At 53.1% G+C, this 20,660-nt stretch carries 24 protein-coding genes; all 24 read right to left on the bottom strand.

Annotation, left to right across the window (positions count from 1 at the left end; all coding sequences use genetic code 11):
• Nucleotides 1-11 precede the first annotated feature (11 nt).
• Nucleotides 12-1,073 (bottom strand): flagellar biosynthesis protein FlhB, encoded by a 1,062-nt coding sequence (gene flhB / locus A7E78_RS05505; protein WP_072283299.1) that lies wholly within the window; start codon nt 1,071-1,073, stop codon nt 12-14.
• A complete protein-coding gene (gene fliR / locus A7E78_RS05500) occupies nt 1,074-1,859 on the bottom strand; it encodes a flagellar biosynthetic protein FliR (RefSeq protein ID WP_083552741.1) in 786 nt (261 codons plus the stop codon).
• A gap of 8 nt (nt 1,860-1,867) precedes the next feature.
• Nucleotides 1,868-2,137, bottom strand: a complete 270-nt coding sequence (fliQ, locus tag A7E78_RS05495; protein WP_072283297.1) for a flagellar biosynthesis protein FliQ — start codon at nt 2,135-2,137, stop codon at nt 1,868-1,870.
• Nucleotides 2,138-2,179: 42 nt separating this feature from the next.
• Nucleotides 2,180-2,926, bottom strand: coding sequence for a flagellar type III secretion system pore protein FliP (gene fliP / locus A7E78_RS05490; RefSeq protein WP_072283296.1), 747 nt, complete (start codon nt 2,924-2,926; stop codon nt 2,180-2,182).
• Nucleotides 2,923-3,297: a flagellar biosynthetic protein FliO gene (gene fliO, locus A7E78_RS05485; protein WP_072283295.1), complete on the bottom strand. Its 375-nt coding sequence runs from the start codon at nt 3,295-3,297 to the stop codon at nt 2,923-2,925. Before fliO ends, fliP begins: the two co-directional genes overlap by 4 nt.
• A 6-nt stretch (nt 3,298-3,303) precedes the next feature.
• Nucleotides 3,304-3,618: a flagellar motor switch protein FliN gene (gene fliN / locus A7E78_RS05480; protein ID WP_072283294.1), complete on the bottom strand. Its 315-nt coding sequence runs from the start codon at nt 3,616-3,618 to the stop codon at nt 3,304-3,306.
• Nucleotides 3,619-3,632: 14 nt separating this feature from the next.
• Nucleotides 3,633-4,637 carry a flagellar motor switch protein FliM gene (gene fliM, locus A7E78_RS05475; protein ID WP_072283293.1) on the bottom strand — a complete coding sequence of 335 codons (1,005 nt, stop codon included), beginning with the start codon at nt 4,635-4,637 and terminating at the stop codon, nt 3,633-3,635.
• A gap of 8 nt (nt 4,638-4,645) precedes the next feature.
• Nucleotides 4,646-5,152 (bottom strand): flagellar basal body-associated FliL family protein, encoded by a 507-nt coding sequence (locus tag A7E78_RS05470; protein WP_072283292.1) that lies wholly within the window; start codon nt 5,150-5,152, stop codon nt 4,646-4,648.
• 18 nt (nt 5,153-5,170) lie between these two features.
• Nucleotides 5,171-5,917 (bottom strand): flagellar motor protein MotB, encoded by a 747-nt coding sequence (locus A7E78_RS05465; protein ID WP_072283291.1) that lies wholly within the window; start codon nt 5,915-5,917, stop codon nt 5,171-5,173.
• Between the two features lie 6 nt (nt 5,918-5,923).
• Nucleotides 5,924-6,697: a motility protein A gene (locus A7E78_RS05460; protein ID WP_072283290.1), complete on the bottom strand. Its 774-nt coding sequence runs from the start codon at nt 6,695-6,697 to the stop codon at nt 5,924-5,926.
• A gap of 241 nt (nt 6,698-6,938) precedes the next feature.
• Nucleotides 6,939-8,426 (bottom strand): flagellar hook protein FlgE, encoded by a 1,488-nt coding sequence (locus A7E78_RS05455; protein WP_072283289.1) that lies wholly within the window; start codon nt 8,424-8,426, stop codon nt 6,939-6,941.
• Nucleotides 8,427-8,499: 73 nt separating this feature from the next.
• On the bottom strand, nt 8,500-8,886 hold the full coding sequence (locus tag A7E78_RS05450; RefSeq protein ID WP_072283288.1) for a TIGR02530 family flagellar biosynthesis protein: 387 nt from the start codon (nt 8,884-8,886) through the stop codon (nt 8,500-8,502).
• Between the two features lie 2 nt (nt 8,887-8,888).
• Entirely contained in the window at nt 8,889-9,551 is a 663-nt protein-coding gene (locus A7E78_RS05445) for a flagellar hook assembly protein FlgD (protein ID WP_072283287.1), read from the bottom strand.
• A gap of 21 nt (nt 9,552-9,572) precedes the next feature.
• Nucleotides 9,573-11,189 carry a flagellar hook-length control protein FliK gene (locus A7E78_RS05440; protein WP_072283286.1) on the bottom strand — a complete coding sequence of 539 codons (1,617 nt, stop codon included), beginning with the start codon at nt 11,187-11,189 and terminating at the stop codon, nt 9,573-9,575.
• Between the two features lie 61 nt (nt 11,190-11,250).
• Entirely contained in the window at nt 11,251-11,760 is a 510-nt protein-coding gene (locus A7E78_RS05435) for a MotE family protein (RefSeq protein WP_072283285.1), read from the bottom strand.
• Nucleotides 11,757-12,197: a flagellar export protein FliJ gene (gene fliJ / locus A7E78_RS05430; protein WP_072283284.1), complete on the bottom strand. Its 441-nt coding sequence runs from the start codon at nt 12,195-12,197 to the stop codon at nt 11,757-11,759. The genes A7E78_RS05435 and fliJ overlap by 4 nt, the downstream gene beginning before the upstream one ends.
• A gap of 93 nt (nt 12,198-12,290) precedes the next feature.
• Nucleotides 12,291-13,592 carry a FliI/YscN family ATPase gene (locus A7E78_RS05425; RefSeq protein WP_072283283.1) on the bottom strand — a complete coding sequence of 434 codons (1,302 nt, stop codon included), beginning with the start codon at nt 13,590-13,592 and terminating at the stop codon, nt 12,291-12,293.
• Nucleotides 13,592-14,302: a FliH/SctL family protein gene (locus A7E78_RS05420; RefSeq protein WP_072283282.1), complete on the bottom strand. Its 711-nt coding sequence runs from the start codon at nt 14,300-14,302 to the stop codon at nt 13,592-13,594. Before A7E78_RS05420 ends, A7E78_RS05425 begins: the two co-directional genes overlap by 1 nt.
• The gene (gene fliG, locus A7E78_RS05415) at nt 14,289-15,299 is read right to left on the bottom strand and encodes a flagellar motor switch protein FliG (RefSeq protein ID WP_072283281.1); all 1,011 of its coding nucleotides are present in this window, start codon (nt 15,297-15,299) and stop codon (nt 14,289-14,291) included. The genes A7E78_RS05420 and fliG overlap by 14 nt, the downstream gene beginning before the upstream one ends.
• A 17-nt stretch (nt 15,300-15,316) precedes the next feature.
• On the bottom strand, nt 15,317-16,870 hold the full coding sequence (gene fliF, locus A7E78_RS05410) for a flagellar basal-body MS-ring/collar protein FliF (RefSeq protein WP_072283280.1): 1,554 nt from the start codon (nt 16,868-16,870) through the stop codon (nt 15,317-15,319).
• Nucleotides 16,871-16,954: 84 nt separating this feature from the next.
• On the bottom strand, nt 16,955-17,245 hold the full coding sequence (gene fliE / locus A7E78_RS05405; RefSeq protein ID WP_072283279.1) for a flagellar hook-basal body complex protein FliE: 291 nt from the start codon (nt 17,243-17,245) through the stop codon (nt 16,955-16,957).
• A gap of 6 nt (nt 17,246-17,251) precedes the next feature.
• Nucleotides 17,252-17,683 carry a flagellar basal body rod protein FlgC gene (flgC, locus tag A7E78_RS05400; protein ID WP_072283278.1) on the bottom strand — a complete coding sequence of 144 codons (432 nt, stop codon included), beginning with the start codon at nt 17,681-17,683 and terminating at the stop codon, nt 17,252-17,254.
• Between the two features lie 13 nt (nt 17,684-17,696).
• Nucleotides 17,697-18,110, bottom strand: coding sequence for a flagellar basal body rod protein FlgB (flgB, locus tag A7E78_RS05395; RefSeq protein WP_072283277.1), 414 nt, complete (start codon nt 18,108-18,110; stop codon nt 17,697-17,699).
• Nucleotides 18,111-18,154: 44 nt separating this feature from the next.
• Entirely contained in the window at nt 18,155-20,557 is a 2,403-nt protein-coding gene (locus A7E78_RS05390; protein ID WP_072283276.1) for a tetratricopeptide repeat protein, read from the bottom strand.
• Nucleotides 20,558-20,660: the final 103 nt, after the last annotated feature.

The following is a 20,660-nucleotide window of genomic DNA, read 5'->3' as shown; positions in this document are numbered from 1 at the left end:
CTCGTTTAAATTTATTTCCGTCCTGGAAGACCATAAACATAAGCCAGAATTTCGGCGACGGCCTTAAACATCTCTTCGGGGACCGGTTGACCGATATCCACTTTATAGAGTGTGCGGGCAATAGGTTTGTTCTCCACCAAGGGTATGTGATTTTCGGTGGCGATTTCTCGAATCCGCATGGCTATATGGTCCGCACCTTTGGCCACAATTTGCGGAGCATCCATGGTTTGACGGTCATAGCGTAAGGCTACCGAAAGGTGAGTCGGGTTTGTGACGATAACGTCCGCTTTGGGAACTTCCGCCATCATTCTCTTTCGGGACATCTGTTGCTGCAAGGAACGGATGCGGGACTTGATATGGGGATCGCCCTCTGCCTCTTTGAACTCTTCTTTTTGTTCTTGTTTGGTCATCTTCATTTTCTGTTCCATCTCCCAGCGAACGAACAGAAAATCGAACAGTCCCAGCAGTACCACGATGCCGCAAGCCTTTATCAGTACGTTGGTGGCGACCCGTCCCAGGAAGCGAACAGTATCGACAACTTCCATATCAATCAGCAACAAAGCTTGATCGAATTCATTGAAGACCACTTTGTAAGCTACTGCCCCGATGAGCAGTACCTTTGCCAAGGATTTGACAACTTCGACCAGTGAACGTTTGGAAACGAAGCGGGCGGCACCGGCGATGGGATTCAGCTTGGAAAAGTCGGGTTGCAGTGGTTTGCCGGTAAAAAGCCAGCCTATCTGGAATACACTGGAGAAAAATCCGACCACAAGTACCAGTAAAAATAGGGGTGCCAGCAAGAGGCCGCCTTGTTGCAGCACCAAGGCAAATAGGTTGACGATGGCATTGGGAGTCACTTCATAGGAGGCGCAAATCTTCCATATGCCGGCCAAAGACACAGAGAGCTTTTTCCAGAACATCGGAGCGTAGAAAAACCACAACAATAAAGTCGTGGCCATCATAGCCGCGGTTTGTACCTCTTTGCTTTGGGCCACCTGGCCTTTTTCGCGAAAATCGGAGCGACGTTTGGCTGTGGCCTGTTCTGTACGTTCGCCGGCGGAGTCGTTAGCCATTTAGGTTCCCCCCAGCAGTTGAAATATATGCATAAAACGCTCACCGAGCAGATTGAACTCGCGCATCAGCAGGGTGGAAACCATCTGGAATGTCAAACCTATGACCAGCAGGGCTAATCCGATGTTGACCGGAAAGGACAGCATGAACACATTGAGTTGAGGGAAGACTCTGGCCATAATGCCGAGCACCAGGCCAGATAGCAGCAGCAGCGCCAGGATCGGCGCGCTGAAACGGACCGCAAGGACAAACATGTTACCGGTCAGGTCTACCAGAAACGGGATCGCGCCACCGGAAAGGTTGAGTTGTCCCGGAGGCAGAAGCCGGTAGGAATGAACGATCGCCCGCAGAAACAGATGGTGGGCGTCGAGGGCCAGAAACAACAGAATGGCGAAGACGCTTTGAAACTGGGACATCAGCGATATTTGACGCTGATTCTGCGGGTCGAAGACGTTGGCCGCGGCAAAACCCATTTGGTAGCCGATGATGGTGCCGCCGAACTCAACGGCGGTAAAAATTAAGCGCCCCATAAAGCCGAGAATAAAGCCAAGCAGGGCCTCTTGGCCAACTAGCAAGCCTAACCCGATAGGTGTTTGGGGCAGGCTTGTTATCATCGGTGAAATGATTGGGAAAACCAACAAAGACAGGGTCAGGGATAAACCGGCCTTTAACTGCATAGGCGTTTGCGCACTGCTGAAGACCGGAATGCTGCTCATCAAGGCGGCAACCCGTGCGGCACAGACAAGAAACAGGCCGAAAGTTTCCGTAGAAAGGGCAGGAAAAGGCATGACAGGTCTCAGCCGCCAACGGTGGCGATACGGGTCAGCACGCTGGTCGTAAAACTGAGCAGGATCTTGATCATCCAGGGAGCAAAGATCAGCAGGGTGACGAAAACCGCGACGATTTTCGGAATAAAGGTCATGGTCTGTTCGTTGATCTGGGTCGCGGCTTGAAAGATACTGACCAGCAGGCCGACGCCAAGTCCGGCCAGCAGCATGGGGGCTGCTACCAGTAAAATGGTTTCGACGGCCTGACGTCCGAGTCCGGTGACATATTCAGGGCTCATGGAGGGTTCCTTTCAATAGTGCAGGATTATAAATAATCCCTCTTAGAGGAAGCTCTGGACCAAAGAGCTGACCACCAGGTTCCAGCCGTCGACCAGGACAAAGAGTAACAACTTGAAGGGCAGGGAAATAATGACCGGTGGCAGCATCATCATGCCCATGGACATCAGGACTGAAGCAACGATCATATCGATAACCAGGAAGGGGATGTAGACCATGAAGCCAATCTGAAAAGCCCGTTTGAGTTCCGACAGCATAAAGGCCGGAATCAGGGTCATAGTCGGCACATCCTTCTGGTTCTCCGGCGCCGGCTGACCGGCGATCTCCATCAGCAACCCCAGCTCCTTTTCCTTGGTCTGCTTAAACATGAACTCACGCATGGGGGTGACGGCTTCATTTAGAGCCTGTTCCTGGCTGATCTTTTTGTCGAGGTACGGTTGCAGGGCCTTTTCGTTAACCTGAGTGAAGACAGGTGCCATGATAAAAAACGTTAAAAAGAGAGCCAGGCCGATAATGATCTGATTTGGCGGCATTTGCTGCGTGCCCATGGCCTGTCGAACGAAAGACAATACCACTACCAGGCGGATAAAGGCCGTGGTCATCAGCAGAATTGCCGGCGCCATGGAAAGGACGGTCAACACCATCAGAATCTGCAGGGCGGTTGAGGTCTGACCGGGGTCGGCCGTTTGGCCGATGCCAACGGTAATGGTCGGCAGACCCTCGGCCCCGGCCAGAACCGGCAGCAAAAGCAGCAGGGTAACAGTGCTGGTTATGATGGTAATGTGTTTCATTTAAGACCTTCTTGGTTCTGACTTTGAAGGGTTTGTTCAAAAGATTGACCTTGCTGGGGTTCAAGCTCGCAAAGGAGATTGATTCCTTCGCTGCTCACACCGAGAAGGAGCTCGCGGCCTTGCACTTCGACCAGACAGAGGGCCTTTTTAGCTCCTAAGGGACGGGTTTCCCGAATCCGGATTTTCCCTTCGCGGTTGCCGGGCAGCCAGCGCAAGCCCCGCTTGCTCAGGGCGTAGAGTAACAACATCAGGCCGAGGACCACCAGCAGGCCCACCAGCATGCGCAAACCGCTGCCGATCATTGGGTCGGGAGTTTCGGCGGCCGCATGAGCCGTGACGGGTAACAGGAGCAGCAGGGAACAGAGCAGCATGATTGCTTATCCCAGGTTCTCTATGCGTTCCGACGGACTGACCACATCGGTCAGGCGAATACCGTATTTATCCTTCACCAATACGGCTTCACCACGGGCAATGAGTCGTTCGTTGACATACAAGTCGAGGGGTTCTCCCGACAGCTTCTCTAACTCGATAATGGAGCCTTCCTGCATTTGGAGAAGGTCCTTTATCAGGATTCGGGACCGGCCGATTTCTACCGACACCTGTAGAGGAATATCGAGCAAAAAGCCGAGATCTTTGTTTTCATTACTGACCGGGTTCGCTTGAACATCACTTTGGTTTTGGTTGTCAGACATATTGAGATACCTCTTTAGTCGGTTGGTTGCGGATTTATTTTGTCTTTAATACGTTCAGTGAGGCGAACGGCCTTTTTGCCTTTAAAGGCACCGGCTCGGGCAACAAACTTTGGCTTGCCTTCGACCAGCACCAACAGAGGGCCTGACGGGTCTTTTCCCAAGTCGATGATATCGCCGACCTGAAAGTTTAGAATGTCCCGCACGGGTAATGCGACTTCAGCCAGTTGGGCCGTGATGTCCATTTCCATGTCCGGCAGGGCGGCCTCGACATGTTTTTGCCAGCTCGAATCGGTGGCCTTGTTTAACGGTCCCATCTGGTCGCGCATTTTAGTTCGCAACGGTTCCAGCGAGGGCAAGGGGATAGCCAGTCTGATCTCCCCGGTCAAATTACGAATTTTCACTGAAAACCGGCAGACCACAATCTGGGTGTCGGGTGGTACGATGTTCACCAGTCGCGGGTTGCTTTCGATTTTGGCCAGCGAACTGTCGAGCTTTTCCAGGGGCAGGAAAGCCTTTTCCAGATCGAGACAGGCATCGCTAAAGGATCTTTTCAATACCGAACGCTCAATGGCGGTCATGGGTCGGTCTGGCAGAGTCTGCTGAGCGTCCGCGTTGCCCCCGAGCAGTTTTTCTACCAGATAGAACGCGAGTGCATCGTTAAAAATCAGTAGGCCGCCCCAGCGTAAAGGGTCGAGATGGATTATGCCAATGGCCTCATTGCTTTTGAGCCGTTGTAGAAAACCCTCGAATTCATACGCCTCGATTGCTTCACGTTTGACCAAGGTTGAATGTTGCAGACAATTGGTCAGTGAGATGCCGTAATTTCGAGCGAAGGTGTCAAGAATAATGTCTAAATTGTCGAATTTGCACTTACGCGTGTTGTGGCTAAAGACCAGGTCGAGTTTGTTGACCTTGGAGACACCGCCGGAAGTGGTGAGCTCGCCGTCAACGGCAACATCTCCGGCACGTACCGCCGAAAGCAGTTCAGCAATTTCATCTTTAGAAAGGATGCGTTCCACGGGAGCCTCTACTGGACGACAAATTCGGTAAAATAAATTTTTTGAACGCGTCCACCTGTCAGAATTTTGTTCAGGCGTTCGCGAATTTCGCTGCGCAACTGTAATTTACCCTGCAGGTCGGCTAGTTCCCCGAAGGTCTTATTGCCAACCAGCAACAGGATTGCATCGCGGATTTGCGGCATGCGCTGGGTGATTTCTTCAACAACAGGCTCATTATTGGCTTCGAGGGTAATGGCGGCCTTCAGATAGCGGGTGCCCTCCTCATCGAGAATGTTGATAATGAACGGCTCAATCTCCACCATGGGACCGATGGCCCCGGCTGCACTTGGTGCCGTGGTGGTGGGGGCAGCATCCGGTGCCTGGAGTGCTGCAGCGTTCGGATCATCTCCTTTGAGCAAGAAAAAGGCTGCGGCACCTCCGCCAAGCAAGAGGACTGCTGCGGCGATAATAATAAACAGCATCTTTTTTGATTTTTTTTCGGCACCGGCTTCGGTGCTGGTCTCCTTGTCAGCCATTGGTTCGATTACTCCTGGTTAGAAAGGTAGTTGGTCATTTGCATCGATCAAATAGGGGAGTTCCTTTTTGTAGTGGCCCAGGCTCTCCAGCACAAATTCAACCCTCCGGTTCAGAGCACGTTGTTCGTTGCTGGTATTAGGAACGATAGGTTGTTGAGCACCGTAACCAACCGCCGACATCCGCTCTAAAGGGATAAGTTTTTCGCTGGCAAAAAACTTAAGGGTGCTGACCGCTCTTTGCACTGACAGATCCCAGTTGGACGACTGCGGGTTTGCTGAGGATAAATCATCCGTATGCCCCTCGATGCGCATGTTCAGCGGCAGGGGCTTAACCAAGGCGGCAATTTTTCTTAAGATTGAATGGGCTTCGGCCTTGAGAAGCGTTGACCCGGAGTCGAACAGAATCGATTCTTTAACACGCAATACGACGGCCCCGCGGTCCTTGACCAGGTCAATATCCTTGTCGATGCGCAGCCGCGTGAGAGCCGTGTTGACCTTTTGATAGAGCCGGTTGATGAAATCATCGTCCATGGGCGCAAAACTGATGACTTTCGGTTTTGTTATATCGATTTTGCCGACGCTGCCGGATAAACCGAAGGCCCCTTTCAGGGAGCCGAGGGCATCGTTAAATTTCATTTTATCCATGTTGGCCATGGACAGCAGCAATACGAAAAAGGTCAGCAGCAGGGTGACCAGGTCACTATAGGTAACCAGCCATGCTGGGGCTCCCCCGCCGCCTTCATCAGCTTTTTTCTTGCGGGCCATGGTTAACTATCCCTTTTTTCCGAAATTCGACTGACGTTCCTTGGGGGCGACGAAGGCATGCAGTTTCTGCTCGATGATTCGCGGGTTTTCACCTTCCAGAATGGATTTCATCCCTTCGGCGACCAATGTTTTATCGAGAATTTCGTCGGCCGAGCGGTTCTTGAGTTTGCCCGCCAAGGGCATGCATAGAACGTTGGCGATAACGGCTCCATAAAAGGTGGTCAAGAGGGCGACCGCCATGGCCGGGCCGATACTGGAAGGGTCGTTCATGGTCTGCAGCATCTGCACCAGACCGATCAGGGTGCCGATCATGCCCATTGCCGGGGCGATACCACCGACTGCCAGCAGAATGTTCGCTCCTTTTCCGTGGCGTTCCTCGATATATTCAATTTCTCGATCGAGCATTTCCTTGAGGTTGTCCGGTTCCTGGCCATCGACAGCCATTTGCAGACCTTTGATGAAAAATGGATCGTTTACCTCGCTGATTACGGATTGCAGGGACAGAACCCCTTCCTTGCGGGCTTTGCCGGCGAAGCGGATGAGTTGTTCAATACGGCTGGAAGAGGAGGCTTTTTGAGTTTTAAAGGCCTTTTTTATGACCGATAAGGTGCTCATAACATCGCTGAAGGGGTAATTGACCAGGGTGGCGCCGATGGTACCGCCGATAACGATGATCAACGACGGGGTGTTGACAAACAACATGATGCTGCCACCCTGCACAATGGCCATCACCATCAGGCCGAAGGCGGCAACGATACCAACTATGGTCGAGAGATCCATGAATACAAAACCTTTTATAAAACAAGTTGGGGGCAAGGAGACGCAGTAGTCTTTGCGAGTATGCTTTTACAAGGAGTGTGCCAGTTGCAGTAAAAATAGTGCGCTTGCCGAGATGGCTGGATAAACCCTTTCTAAATCAAGCGGTTGGAATTGCTTTAAACGTCAATAGGCTGACATAAATAAAAAAACCGCCCCTGTCAGCAGGGGCGGCTCATGGTTTGGTCATAAATTTGACAGATATTTACCGCTTGAGATTAATCAATTCGCCAAGCATCTCATCGGTGGTGGTGATGACCCGTGAGTTAGCCTGAAAACCACGTTGGGTGGTAATCATTTTGACGAATTCTGCCGCCAGGTCAACCGTCGACTGCTCCAGGGCGTTGGTAAACAGGTTGCCCAGTTCCGGGCCCGGGATCCCCGTACGGGGTGGTCCGGCGGCGTCGGTGGCGGAAAACAGGTTTTGCCCCTGCTTGGTCAGGCCGTTGAAATTGGCGAACTTGGCCAGTACGATTTGGGATACTTTGATTCGTTCGCCATTAGAGTAGTTGGCGGTCACGGTGCCCGTTTCGTCGATGCTGATTTTCATCAGGTTGCCGGCGCCGTAGCCATCCTGATCCTGGGATAGAACTTGCGATTCATTAGCGTACTGGGTGGTGTCAAGGCTGAGGGCAATGTCCTGTACGGTGGTACCGCCGCCCCAGTTAAGTCCGCTGACCGTAATCGTTCCGCCGCCGGTTTGTTCACCTCCGGTATCGTAGGTCAGCGGCGTGCCACCGGAACTGGCGACGGTGTTGTTGTTTTCGTCGACAATATTGTAATCCCAGGTGTTGTCAGCCACTTTGGTGAAGTAGGTGGTGAGCATGTGGGTGTTACCGAGGGAATCGTAGACCGTGGTCGATGAGGCGTAGTTGTAGCTGGCCGGATCGTCGACAGAAAAGGTGTCGGTCATAATGGAAGCGTTGGGCGTCAGGGTGCTGGGGTCCGCAGTGTCGACGGCGACGGTAAAGTCAACTGTGTAGGTGGTACTGTCGATCCGGGTAAGGGTGCCTACGGCGTAACCGCCGATGTCGCCGGAGAGATCGGCGGCGGCGTAAGGAGTCCCTCCGTCATCATCAACAGTGAGGGTTGCGGTGACTGTAGCGCCTGCAAGTACGGCAGCGCTCGGAATGGAGACGCCGTTGATGCGTTCGGTGGCGCTGACGGCGGCGGAGTTGGCGTCCAGGTTGGTCGACAGGGTCATATTGGCGGTCATGCTGGCAGGGATACCCGTGTTGATGTTCACCTGCACGTCGGTGGGGTCACCGGCGCTCAGGTTGCCGTTGGCGTCGAATTCTTTGCCTTGCACCCGAAACCCTTCAGGATTGACCAGGTAGCCATCGCCGTTGAAACGAAAGGCACCGGCACGGGAGTAGTAGTTGGTGGTGTTGGATGGTTCGCGCAACACGAACATTCCGTTTCCTTCGATGGCCATATCGGTATTCGACTCGGTGCTTTCAAAGGTGCCCTGGCCGAAAATGTTGTCGACGCTGGACAGGCCGGTACCGCGGCCGACCTGGGAAGCGCCGCCGGAACCGTTGATGCTAGCGGAGAGCAGGTCGGAAAAGACTGCGCGACTGGATTTGAAGCCGATGGTGTTGGTGTTGGCGATATTGTTGCCGATAACCGCCATGGCATTGCCGTTTGTATTCAGGCCGCTGATGCCACTGTAAAGTGAACTTGAGATAGCCATATTTTATCCTCCATAATGGGACCACGTCTGTCGGTCGGTGGTCCGCGAACCTCCTGCGAGAGGACCGGTTCGGTTAAGCGATGATTGCGCTGTCGATTTTGGTAAAAACGTTGTCTTTAAGGCTGTCTTTGTCGACCACGGTGACCACCTGGTTGTTTTTGACACTGACGATCAACGCATTGTCGTTGAGCATCACCAGGGAGTCGCGCCCTCCTTTGGCTCGAACCTGGCCGACAGCTTCATTCAGTCGGGCAAGTTCTGTTTGTGAGAGGTCGATATTGCGACTGGCCATACGTTGCTGGGCGTGCCGGGAAAAGCCGATTTCGCTGTTTTTCAGCTCTTTGCTGAATACCTCGTCAAAGGACGCTCCGGACGGTTTATTCTGTCGATTGATCTTTCCGCCGGTCCTTGCGGAGGGCGGCACGATTGGTTGTGGGATCAGGGTGATTTTATCGCTCATGATCAAAGCTCCCTGATGCTTTTGACTTTGTTGAGCGAATAACTGCCTGCGTTGGTAACCAGGGTACTTTGCGATCCGTCGAGATCGACCCCGGTCACCTGTCCCTTGATCAGCGGTTGGTTGCTGATCCCCTCTTCATCGGCGTCGAGGGCCAGGACCGACAGGGTGTAGTCGCCCTTAGCGATGGGCAGGCCGTTACTGTCAGTGCCATCCCAGCTGACGAAGTGGCTGCCGGCCGTCATTTCGGCCGGTTTAATTACCGCCAGGCTTTTGCCGCGGCTGTCCTGGACGTGAAGTTCCACTCGGTCGGCCTGGGCATCGAGTTGATAACCCAGGGTGACATCGCTGTCTCCCAACTGGAACTCGCCTTGTTCAACGACGACTTCCCGGCCGATTAATCCCAGAGCGGAGAGCTGCTGCTGGTTCTGAGAGGTACTGGCCAGGTTTTCAATATTTTCATTGACCGACATCAGTTGTTCCAGGGAACTGTATTGAGCCAGTTGCGCCGTGAACTCGGTGGGGTCGGACGGGTTGAGTGGGTCCTGGTTTTGCAGCTGGGCGACGAGCAAGGTCAGAAAATCTTCCTTGCCGAGGCTGGAGCTGCCGGTAATGGCCGAGAGTTGGCCGGAACTGGAGCTGCCGCTTATGTCGGCGATAGTTGACATATGGCTGTTTCTCCTCCTCGGTTAAATGCGCAGGCTGAGGCCTTCCGTCGAAACGGAACGCGCGGATGCGGTGGTATGCACCGGGTCGTTGTTTACGCTGCCAGTGGGAGCATTTTGATGCCGGTGGAACGTATCAGGTTGGCGATGGTCGGCAAAGGCCTCCCGACCGGAATGTCGATTGGAATCGACCCCGACCTGGATGTCTTCGAGTTTAATCCCTTGCTGATTGAGTGCTTCATGCAGTTTAGGCAGGTGTTTCTCCAGAATTTCCTGAACTTGATGGTTTTGGGTCAGCAGCTGGGCTCGAAGTTGATCCTTTTCCATAGTGAGGGCCAGCTTGACCTCGCCAAGCTCTTCCGGGTTCATCTTGACCACAATTCGGCTCTGGTCTCCAACACGCTCGACGGAGATGCGTTCCAGTACCTGGTCGACGATTTGGTTCTCACTGAGGAACTCCCCGGATGCCAAACGTATGCTAGCTGATTCGACAGGAGCTGCCTGCAGCGGTTGGTTCCCCTGTTGGGCTGTTGGAGAGCCGTGAATACCACTGTTCAGGGCCGATTCAAAGGTTGTAGCATTGATGGCTGAATTGGCGCCGTTGGTTGCTGCATCGGACTGCAGGACGGAGAAACCATTTTCCTGTTTGGAAGCAAATGAAGGCAAAGAATCTTCATTTTGCGTTTCAGCAACAACCTGTGCCGATGCTTCCCCGGATATTGCGATAGAAGCGATTTCGCTGCGGTTGAGGCTTGCATTTTGTCGCCCGCGAGATAGATCTCTTAGTGGTCTGACTTCTTGCAAAAGACTTCCCAGGCTACCTTCCATCAGACCCGCCTTTTTACCGCTTTCATTGGCTGCCAAGTCGGTTTGTTCAGACGTTGTTGCAGGGTTGATCTGGGTGATGGCCGATGCAGCGCTTGCCGAAACTGCCGCCTTCTGTCTGGAATCGACTGAGGCTGTCCTTTTGGCCAAGCCAGCGCGAAGGACACTGTCAACGACAATTTTTTCTGCGATTGGCGATGTCTCTGTCGCTGTCGGCTGATTCTGTGTTGCTTTTGTCGCTGTGTCGTCTGTAGATGCTGCCGGTTGTTCTGTGAACGGTGCCGCATCTTTTACCGCCGCCTTCTGGATTGCCCCATCATAGGCTGCATTGGCTGCAGGCGTTACCTGATTTTTCCATGCAGCTTCCGTTTGGACTTCTTGCAAGGGGGCTTCCGATAGAAGCGGAGCCGTGTTCACGGAATTTACATCCTCAGCAACTGTTGAGCCGCTACTGGTTTTTGAGATCGGTTCTGCTTGAACCGCTTCCGCTGGAAGGCTTGGTACTGCACCTAAGACTAACTCGACCGGCGTTGTGTCATCTGCCGAAGGTTCTGTTGTTTGTTCTTCACCTTCAGCAGAAACGACCGGCTGAGAATCTTTTGTCGCTTCGCCACCGGGTTGTGCAGTGCTTTCAACCCCTGTTGCTCCATCTTCCGTTGCATTTACAGTCTCATTGTGCGGATCTTTTTGTGCGTTTTTGCTGGCTTTGCCCAGAACGTTCTGAAAAGATGCGTTCTCACATTTATCCGTTGTGCCTTTGGGCGCGGCGGGTGGCTTTGTCTGTGGTTGCGCAGGTGGAATATTCAGCATTTCCATGTTTTCACCTCCTTTCTTTTGAGATAAAAAACGTTTTAAGGCCAGCCGCTGGCAAAGATGATTATTCCTCGAGGCTGGCGTAGGATTTACTTAAGCTTGCCGCTATTTTCGGCTCCACATTATTCAGGACTTTTCCAGCTTTTTTGCTGTTCATTCCTTCAATAATAGTGACTGCCAAATTCTTCTCGAGGCTGATAAGCAACTGGGCCGCTTTGGCCGGGTCCATTTTCTCGTAGATCTTGCTTAAAGCCTGAGCTTTCTCGTTTTCCAATCGTCGTTTTTCCTGGAGCAGTTCGGTAAGGGCAATGCGTGCCTTTTCCATTTCAGCCAACTTCTTATCGACTTCCCTACTCAGGGTCTTTAGCTCCATTTCCTTCATTTCAAGTTTTTTCTCTTTCTGCCTGAGACGGGCCACTTCCTTTTGAATAGAGGAACGTATCCGGCGTTCCTCCACCGTTGAAGTTGGCCCTGCCGGCGGCAGCAAGTCCGATTGCGTTTCGGCGTGAAGTTCCTGGTATGAAGGAACCAGGACTGACGCCAGCAGTGTTAAAATGATGACAAATTTGTTCATAGTGAATGTTTTCCGAGCCTCAGGGCAATATCGTCGAGAATGGCTGATTCTCGGCGATTGTCCTGGTGTTTTTGCTCGGCCTCCTTTTTCTCTTTGAGGTTTTCCAACAGCTTTTTTTCCTGGGCAGCTTCGGACAATAATTGGCGATTGTTTTTCACTTCCCGGTGCAGTTCTTCGGCCTGTTCGATTAGTTTCTGCAAGTTTTTGCGATGACGATTAATACTTAGACGAAAAAGCTGCAAGTCCTGTACGGAGATCCCGGTCTGTTGGCGTTGAGTGAGTTCCTGATGCATTTTATTCAGGGTTGCGCGTTGACTGGCAACCTGATGCTGCATGGCAGTTTCGCTGCGCAGTGATTCCGCCAGCTTTTGTTGAGCCAGATTTTCAAGCCGTTGTCTGTGGTTGAGGACGGTCTGGAGTTTGAAATTGTCGGCCATGATGAAAAGTCCGGTGGCGCGAGGAATAAAAAAAACGAAAGATATAAAAGACGATAACGAAATTGCCTTTTATGCCAGGCAAAAGGGCTTGGATCAGTCGAACAGTTCGCTGATTTGCTGCAGGGTTGAAGGATAATCGACCGCTTCGTTCATGCCTTGGCGAAGGAAGTCTTTTACCTGGTCGATTTTGGTCAGCGAATAATCGATATCGGGATTACTGCCGGAACTGTAAGCCCCGATGTTGATCAAATCCTCAGCTTCCTGGTAGGTCGCCAGAACCTCTCTAACCCGGCCGCTGCATTTATAATGCTCCTCGGAGACGATATCGCGCATAACACGGCTGGCACTGGTGAGAATATCGATGCAGGGGTAGTGGTTGGCCGCCGCCAGTTTACGGGACAGAACAATATGGCCGTCAAGAATGGAACGGACTGCGTCGGCTACCGGTTCGTTCATGTCATCGCCTTCGACCAACACGGTATACAGGCCGGTGATGCTGCCGGCCCCCTTGAAACTGCCCGCTCGTTCCAACAGCTTTGGCAGGGTGGCGAAGACCGATGGCGTATAGCCTTTGGTTGTCGGCGGTTCGCCGATGGCCAATCCGACCTCGCGCATGGCCATGGCGAAACGGGTCACCGAGTCCATCATCAGCAACACGTTTTTGCCTCGTTTGCAGAAATATTCGGCGATCGTGGTGGCAACAAAGGCGCCGCGCATGCGCAACAAAGGGGATTGATCGGAGGTGGCGACCACCAGGACCGAGCGGGCCAGGCCTTCTTCGCCTAAATCCCGTTCGATAAACTCACGCACTTCGCGACCACGTTCGCCGATGAGGGCGATAACGTTGATGTCGGCACGGGTATTTTTGGCGATCATGCCGAGCAGGACGCTTTTGCCCACCCCGGAGCCGGCCATGATGCCCATGCGTTGTCCTTCGCCGCAAGTCAATAAGCCGTTGATGGCACGAATGCCCAAATCGAGAGGCTGGTCGATGTTCTTGCGCGCCATGGGACCGGCGGGAAGGGCGTAGAGAGGCATCTCGAATTGCGGCGGGGCCATAGGGGCCGTGTCGATGGGTTGTCCCATGGCGTCGATTACCCGGCCGAGCAGTTCGGGGCCGACCGCCAGTGAAGCACTATCCCTCAATACTCTTATCAGACTGCCGGGACCGAGTCCGCGCAATTCGCCAAGGGGCATAAGCAGAGCCCGGCCATCGCGAAAACCCACCACCTCGGCGGGGACCGGTTCACCCCCGTTGAGAGGTACCAGTTCGCAGAGGGTGCCGACTGTCGATGCGGGGCAGTAGCCTTCAACTACCAAGCCGACGATTTTGGTGACCTTGCCGCTGATCTGCAGGGGGTTGAGATTGGCGACGCATTCCAGCAACTTATCCATCAGCCTTGCTCCATGGTGCTCAGCAAGGTGCGGCGAATCTCTTCCAGTTGTCCGTCGATGGTGGCATCTACGGCACCGAGGTCCGATTCGACCTGGCAGCCGCCCCGGGCAATCTTCTGGTCGCCTTCCAGAGTGATGCTTTCCAGGCCGTTGATGCTGGTGATGAAGAAGGGCTTGTTCTCTGTAACCAAGGCGAGGTCATCGGGATGAACCTTGATGTGATAATGATCGGAACGCACGGCGGCCCGCAAAGCTTTATCAATCGTGGTCAGAATAAGTTCGCGGTTAAGGCTCACTTCACCGTGAATGACCTGGCGTGCGATGGACAGCACCAGTCGCAGCATATCCTGACTACTGTTCTGTAGTAGGGTAGCCCGCAGGCGACTGACCTCCTCGATGCCATGGGCGAGCATCTCCAGGGAACTGCCGAATTGCAGTTGAATTTCCTGCTGCCCTTCTTCCTTGCCCTGTAGATAAGCTTCTTCGATCTGCTTGCCGAGGTCCGCCGGTGGCGCTGACGGGGGTTCGGGGGGCTGCTCGGGCTGCTCTGGATGTTCAGGTTGAGGGGGGGGGACTGCTTCTTCGCTGAAGACGTCATCCTCGAAGAGCAGGCCGTCTTCTACCACTTGGCCATTGTCGCCGAATTCTCGGAAGCTGATGCGTTTGAGTCCCTGCGTATCGCTGGACCGATATATTTTAGACGAGAGCATCTGCCCCTCCACGACCGGGAATCAGGATTTTTTCTTCTTCTTCAAGCTTAAGGACGATCTTGACGATAGTCTGCTGCATGGTTTCGACTTCAGAAAGTTTCACCGGACCCATGGCTTCCAGGTCGTCCTGAATCATTTCCGCTGCCCGACCCGAGATGTTCTGGAATATCGCTTCCTTGAGGTTGTCGGACGCCGATTTGAGGGCCAGGGTCAATTGGTCGTTGTTGATCTCCCGCAAGATCGTTTGCAAGGTGCGACCGTCAAGGTTGACCAGGTCCTCGAAGGTGAACATGTTGTTGCGGATTTCATCTGCCATATCCGGGTCTGTTTTTCCGATCCCTTCAAGGATCTTCTTATCTGCCCCCGGGCCCATGTTGTTAATGATGTCGACCACGCGGCTGACGCCACCGAGCTGATGCTGCTTGTCCTGGCGGGCGACGATGCCGATCTCTTTGCGGAGGGCATCTTCGATCTGACCGACAATCTCCGGCGAAACCTGTTCTGTCCTGGCGATGCGGTACATAATGTCGGCCCGGATCGACTCGTTCATGCAATTGAGAATCTTGGCCGAATGTTCGATTCTTTGGGTCGAAAGAATCAATGCGACGGTTTGCGGATGTTCGTTTTCCAGCAGGCTGGCAACCATGTGAGGCTGCATGATGGCAATGGTTTCAAGGGGCCGAGCCTCTTCGTCCCAGGTCACATCCTCCAGTAGTTTTTCCGCTCGTTTTTGGTCTTCGCTTCCGGCAATGACTTTTTTGACAAAATCATTGCCACGAATGAAGATCCCGGCATGGGACTTCTGGGTGCGATTAAACTCGGCCACCACTTCGCGGGAAACTTGCGCGGGGATATGTTCGATGGTGATCATGTGCCTGGTGATTTCACGCACCTCCGCATCGCTGAGGGATTCAAAGACCTTGGAGGTGGCTTCCTCCCCGAGGCACAAAAGCAGAATGGCGGCTTTTTCAGCTCCTGACAGTTTTTGCAGATCCATGTTGTTCAAGGGCTCCTTCAGCCTTCTTTAAGCCAGGTTTTGATGACCTGTGCGGAGATGTTTTCAGAATTCATGACTTCTTCTCTCAATTTCACCGCTTCAGCGTTGGGGCCCTCAAGCTGCAAGGGTCTGCCGGAAAGTTCCGATTCCAGCTGTTCGACAGTTTTGTAGTGTTCCACCATCTTTTCTTCGCCTTTAAGGGTTTTAACCAGCGGCCGGATGAGCAGGAAGTAGAGGAGCAGGGCGGCGACGGTCAAAAGTCCGTATTTGACCATCGGCACGTAACTGTAAATATCCGCTCCGGGAGTAGTTTCAGGAGCCGTGGAATCGTAAAAGTCATTTTCGAAGGGCCGGGAAATAACCACGATCTGGTCTCCGCGTTCATTGTTCAGTCCCAGGGCGCTGCGCACCATTTGCTCGATGGAAGTGAGTTCTTCGGCCGGTCGGGGTTCGTAGGTCGCTTCGCTTCCTTCGGTAGCGGGCAGTTGACGGTCGGCAACCAGTACCGCGACGGACAAGGTTTTAATGGACCCTACCGACTCGACTATTTTGCTGACGGTCTTGCTCACCTCGTAATTGGTGGTCTCTTCGCTACGGTTGGAAGAATTGAACCCCTGAATGCCGGCGGATTCGTTAAGGTTCGATTGTACTCCGGGGACGCCACCATTGGTGCTGTTGCCGCTCTTCTCCGTTGTCGCCTGTTCACTGCGAACCGCCGAGCCGTTCGGGTCGTAGGCTTCTTCCAAATGTTCCCGTTGCGAGAAATCGAGGCTGGCGGTAATTTGAACCAGAGAATTGCCGACTCCCAAGGCGCGATCAAGCAAGGACTGAGCACGGTTTTCCAAGCGTTTTTCCAAGCTTTGCTGATATTGCTGTAATCCGGGGCTGAGAGGGCTGTCCGTTTCCGCCTGAGGGGATTTCGACAAAACTCGTCCGTTGGCGTCGATAACCGAGACCTGGCCGGCATGGAGGCCTTCAACGCTGCCGGAGACCAGATTCACAATGCCCTGGATCTGGCCATCGTTCAGTTTGCGCCCCGGGACCAGTTTGACGATAACCGAGGCGGTGGTCTTTTCCTGCTGCTCGCGAAACAGGCGTTTTGCAGCCAGGGCCAAATGAACCCGAGCCCCTTCCACCGGAGCCAGGGAGGCTATGGTCCGAGACAATTCACCTTGCAGGGCGCGCTGATAATTAATCTTTTGAGCAAAGTCGGTCATGCCGAAACTTTGTTTGTCAAAGATTTCAAAGCCGACTCCGGCTCCCTGGGGAAGTCCGGCACCGGCTAATTCGAGACGAACCTCGTAGACTTTGTTGGCCGGGATATAGATGGCGGTACCGCCATTCTCAAGGCGATAGGAGATCTTCTGATCCTTGAGGCGCGTAATGACAGCCGAAGCATCGCTGGTAGGCAGATTGCCGAACAGCAACTGATAATCGACGTGCCTGGCCTGCATTACCAGTACGGAAAAGAACACAAGACAAAGTACCGTTACAACGCCCAGACTGATCTGGCGGGATCGCGGCCACTGCTTGATAGTTTCAATAAGATTGGGTTTGGTTTCTTCCGCCATGGCGGTTAACCTCCGGTCGGCATTCATAAAAAACATTTGAAACGAACAACTGACAAATGAGTTGTTAAAGAGGGTTTAGCCTCATTACACATTCATGCGCATGATTTCCTGGTAGGCATCGACGGCCTTGTTGCGCAACTGCACGAACAGGCGCATGGAAATGTCAGCCTTTTCCAGGGAGAGCATGACCTCATGAAGACTTCCGCCCTGGCCGCTGTGCAGTTGCTCGACGGCCTGGTCGGCTTTAACCTGGGCTTCGTTGGTGCTGTTAATGGCATCTTTAAGCTGATCGGCGAAGCCGCCACCCGGTTTGCCGGCTTTTTGCGGCGCAGTGGGGGACGGGAAGGTCGAATTTATAGCGTTAATATTTTTCATCGTGGATTACCTGCCTATCTCTAGGGCCTTAAGCGCCATTCGTTTGCTCGCTTGAATGGCCGAGGCGTTTGCTTCGTAGGTACGGGTGGCATTCATCATGTCGACCATTTCTTCCATGGTATTGATATTCGGAAGGTGGACCATGCCAGTTTCATCGGCATCGGGGTGCCCCGGTTCATAGACGGTTCGCAGCGGCGCCTGGCTAACCTGGATTTCCGCTACTTTGACTCCTTGTATGCCCTGCTTGCTGGCATTGTCCAGATGTTTGGCAAAGCTTTCGTTGCTGCTTTGAAAAACGACCTGGCGTTTCCGGTAGGGGCCTCCTTCGGGAGTACGAGTTGTGCCGACGTTAGCCAGGTTGGAACTGATGACGTTCAGCCGGGTTCGCTGGGCGCTCAGAGCCGAGGAACTGATCTGCATCGAAGTAAAGATATCCATTGTTCAGGTCTCCTTAGCGATCACTTTGAATGACGTATTTGAGCAGCCCCAGTTTTTTATTCAGCATCTGGGTCGCAGCTTCGTAATAGATCTGGTTTTCGGCCTGGGTTACCATCTCCTGATCGAGGTCGACGCCATTCTGATCCCCTAGACCATTATTGTTGGCCAGTCTTTCGACCCGCCCGCTGACCTGCTCCAGGCTGCCACCGGTGATATCGAAGTGTTTCGCATGGCGCGGCGCGGCCGCTTGCGATTTGTCATCCAGCGCCTGTTGCAGGTCTTCTTCAAAGCGGAGTCGACTCGGAGTGTAGCCAGGCGTATCGATGTTGGCCAGGTTGGAGGAGATGATCTGTTGGCTGCGATTGCGCAGGTCCAGAACCTTCCCCAAGACTCCAACGGTACGGTCAAACATTCCATCTATTGGCATCTGTTGTTTCTCCCTTATGCAGGCAGTTGTTTCGCCGCGGAAGGTCAGTAGGTTTCAGCAGCAACAAAATCACTGGCCAGTTGTTGCCAGAGATCATTCTTTCCTTTTTCGACCAGTTTCTGAAAAAGCTTAAGCGCTCTGGCTCGTTCTCCTTTAGCTAACAGGATCTGACCACAGCGGTAAGTGGCTTGATCACCGAAGGTTCCCTCTTCAGCCAACACTTCATAGAGAGGTAGTGCCTGTTTGGCATGGCCAAGACGGCGCAGGGCTTCTGCTTCCAAGAGAAGGCCGGAAGGGGGAATGGCTTCGCCCCGGTCGCCCAGCCGATTAGCAAAGTCGATAACTTTGTTGTAATCTCCCAGCTCCCAATAAATTTCTGTGGCCAACAGTTCAATCTCGGTGCTGCGGGGGTAATGCTTTTTTTGCAACAGCTCCGCGGCTTCTTCAAAGCGCGCCAGTTTATACAGGGCGCGAAGGCGCAATAGAAAGAGAGCGGTGCGATCTGCGCCTTTGGGGTAATTGTTCAGGTAGGCCGTGCTGTACTTTTCGGCCAGTGTGTACTCGTCCCGGTCGTAGTAGAGGGATGCCAGGGGTAAGTAGAAATTTTCTGCATCCTCTTTGCTTCTTGTATTGTCCAGTAGGTACAGGTAGACCCTGCAGCCGCGCTCGAAAAGTCCCAACTGGGTGAATGCATTGGCTAATTTGGGTAGAAAAGGCCATTTTCCATCGCCTCGTATCAGCAGCTCCCGATACTTTTCCAGCAGTACCACGGCCTGGAGGTCTTCTCCCTCGCTAATAAGCCTTTCCAGCTCGGGAGGAAGGATTTCCGCCATCAGAGCTTCCGCTTCGCCCCGCAATGGGCTGCTGGCAAAATTTCTGCGAAGCTGTCCCAAGGTATCGATAGCCCTTAGTGACTCGCCATGCAGGTGCAGAGTGATGCCGAGCTTGAAGATAATTTCCTCGCGTAATTTCCGGTCCCGGGTCAAGGAAAGAATGGTTGGATAGTCGCGAAGTCCTTGCAGCAGATGACGTTCTTCAACAGTGCTGAGACCATGGTCAAGCATCTTCAACCAGGCGCGAATATCGCCGCTGGTTCTCGGGAAATCTTCTCGGAGTAAACGGAATTGCAACATTGCGGCCTTTTGCTCGCCATTGTTATAGCTTGCCAAACTACTAAGAAACAGCGCTTGGCTTGTTGCATCAGTCTCAGGCAACAAATTAGCCAGTCGCTGATAAAGGAGGTGCGCCTTTTCCCAGTGTTGATTGTCGAAAAAAGCCTTGGCGGCTTGTTGAAACGAAAAAAGGTCATTGGTTGGCAATCCAACACCCTGCATCCGTTTTAGGTAGTAAGGCAAAGCTTCCCGTGACTGGCCTGTGGCCACCTGGGCATCGGCGATGCGTAACTCATGAATAGAGCGTAGGGCTTCGGGCCAGTGGCTTTTCTCCCAAAGCAATTTTTTTAATGCCAGTGGGCCATCGTTGTTTAGAAGGGCGATTTCCGCCTGCAACAGTTTGAAGTGGCAGAGATAGGGGCCTTCTAGCAACAGCTTTTCAAGCTCGGCGTGCCAGGCCATGGCGCCGTAGCGGTCATCGGTTAAAGCAAGAGTCAGATTGTGCAGATAACCGGCTCGCTGTTGAAGACCGAGGGAGAGCTCCTCTCTCGGGATCTTTTCCAATATGGCTAGGCTTTGTTCGGCAGAGCCGTCACGCAATAAGGCTTCAACTTGCAAGAGTTGTTTTTTAAATAATCCTATTTGGCTGAGCTCGGTCGATGAAATATTCTGCAGGAGCGCGCGAGCTTCTTTCGGGGCCTTGTCTTCTAATTTTTTAAGGACTGCGGCGAAAGCGGGTGAAGCCTGTTCAAAGCCGAAACGGGGGAGTGTAGGCCGGGATACGTTAAGGGGCAGATTCATCAGCAGGGGCGTTTGATATTCGCCGAAAAATTTTTGCCATTGGCCGTTAAATCTCGATTTTATAAAGGGAGCGCTGCTGCTGGTGTTGGCCTGCCGTGAAGGGAGTCCGCTGATGCGAAAAGCGATTGCAGGACGACCGCCCCCGGCTTTTTGCCAGAAAAGTTCCAGTTCAACGGTTGCGGCAGTCTGAGATGCTGCAACCGTCACGTTGGCTGGGATTTGACGCAGCAGGATCGATACCATCAATTCCTTTTGGGATCTGGCTAACAGGATTTTGACGATTTTATCGTCTTCCGGTAATAGGTGCAGAAAAGGTGCGGCAGTGGCTTCGGTGAAAAAGAGGTCGATCCGCTGCCCGGACGGTTCGATTCGGTATTCCGGCAGGACAGAAAAATCGAATAAAACCCGACTGCTTGCAAGGCTGTCTTCTTTGGTCATTTTGTTTAACAGGGGAGCCGTGCCGGCCATGGCCTGTTGGGCCAGTCCGAAAATCAACAAGCAGGACAGAAGGTATGTGGCTCGGCGAAGAAACATTGAAGAATGAACCCTTAGAATTACTAGTTAAAAGGAACCGGGGCTATTTGATCCGCCCGTGACGTTATAGCTTTGTGCTAATAATGTGCCAATATATAACTCG

Source organism: Syntrophotalea acetylenivorans, from assembly GCF_001887775.1.
GTDB lineage: Bacteria > Desulfobacterota > Desulfuromonadia > Desulfuromonadales > Syntrophotaleaceae > Syntrophotalea_A > Syntrophotalea_A acetylenivorans.
Note: the sequence above shows the minus strand (reverse complement) of the source record. Positions and strands in the feature narration are given on the sequence as shown.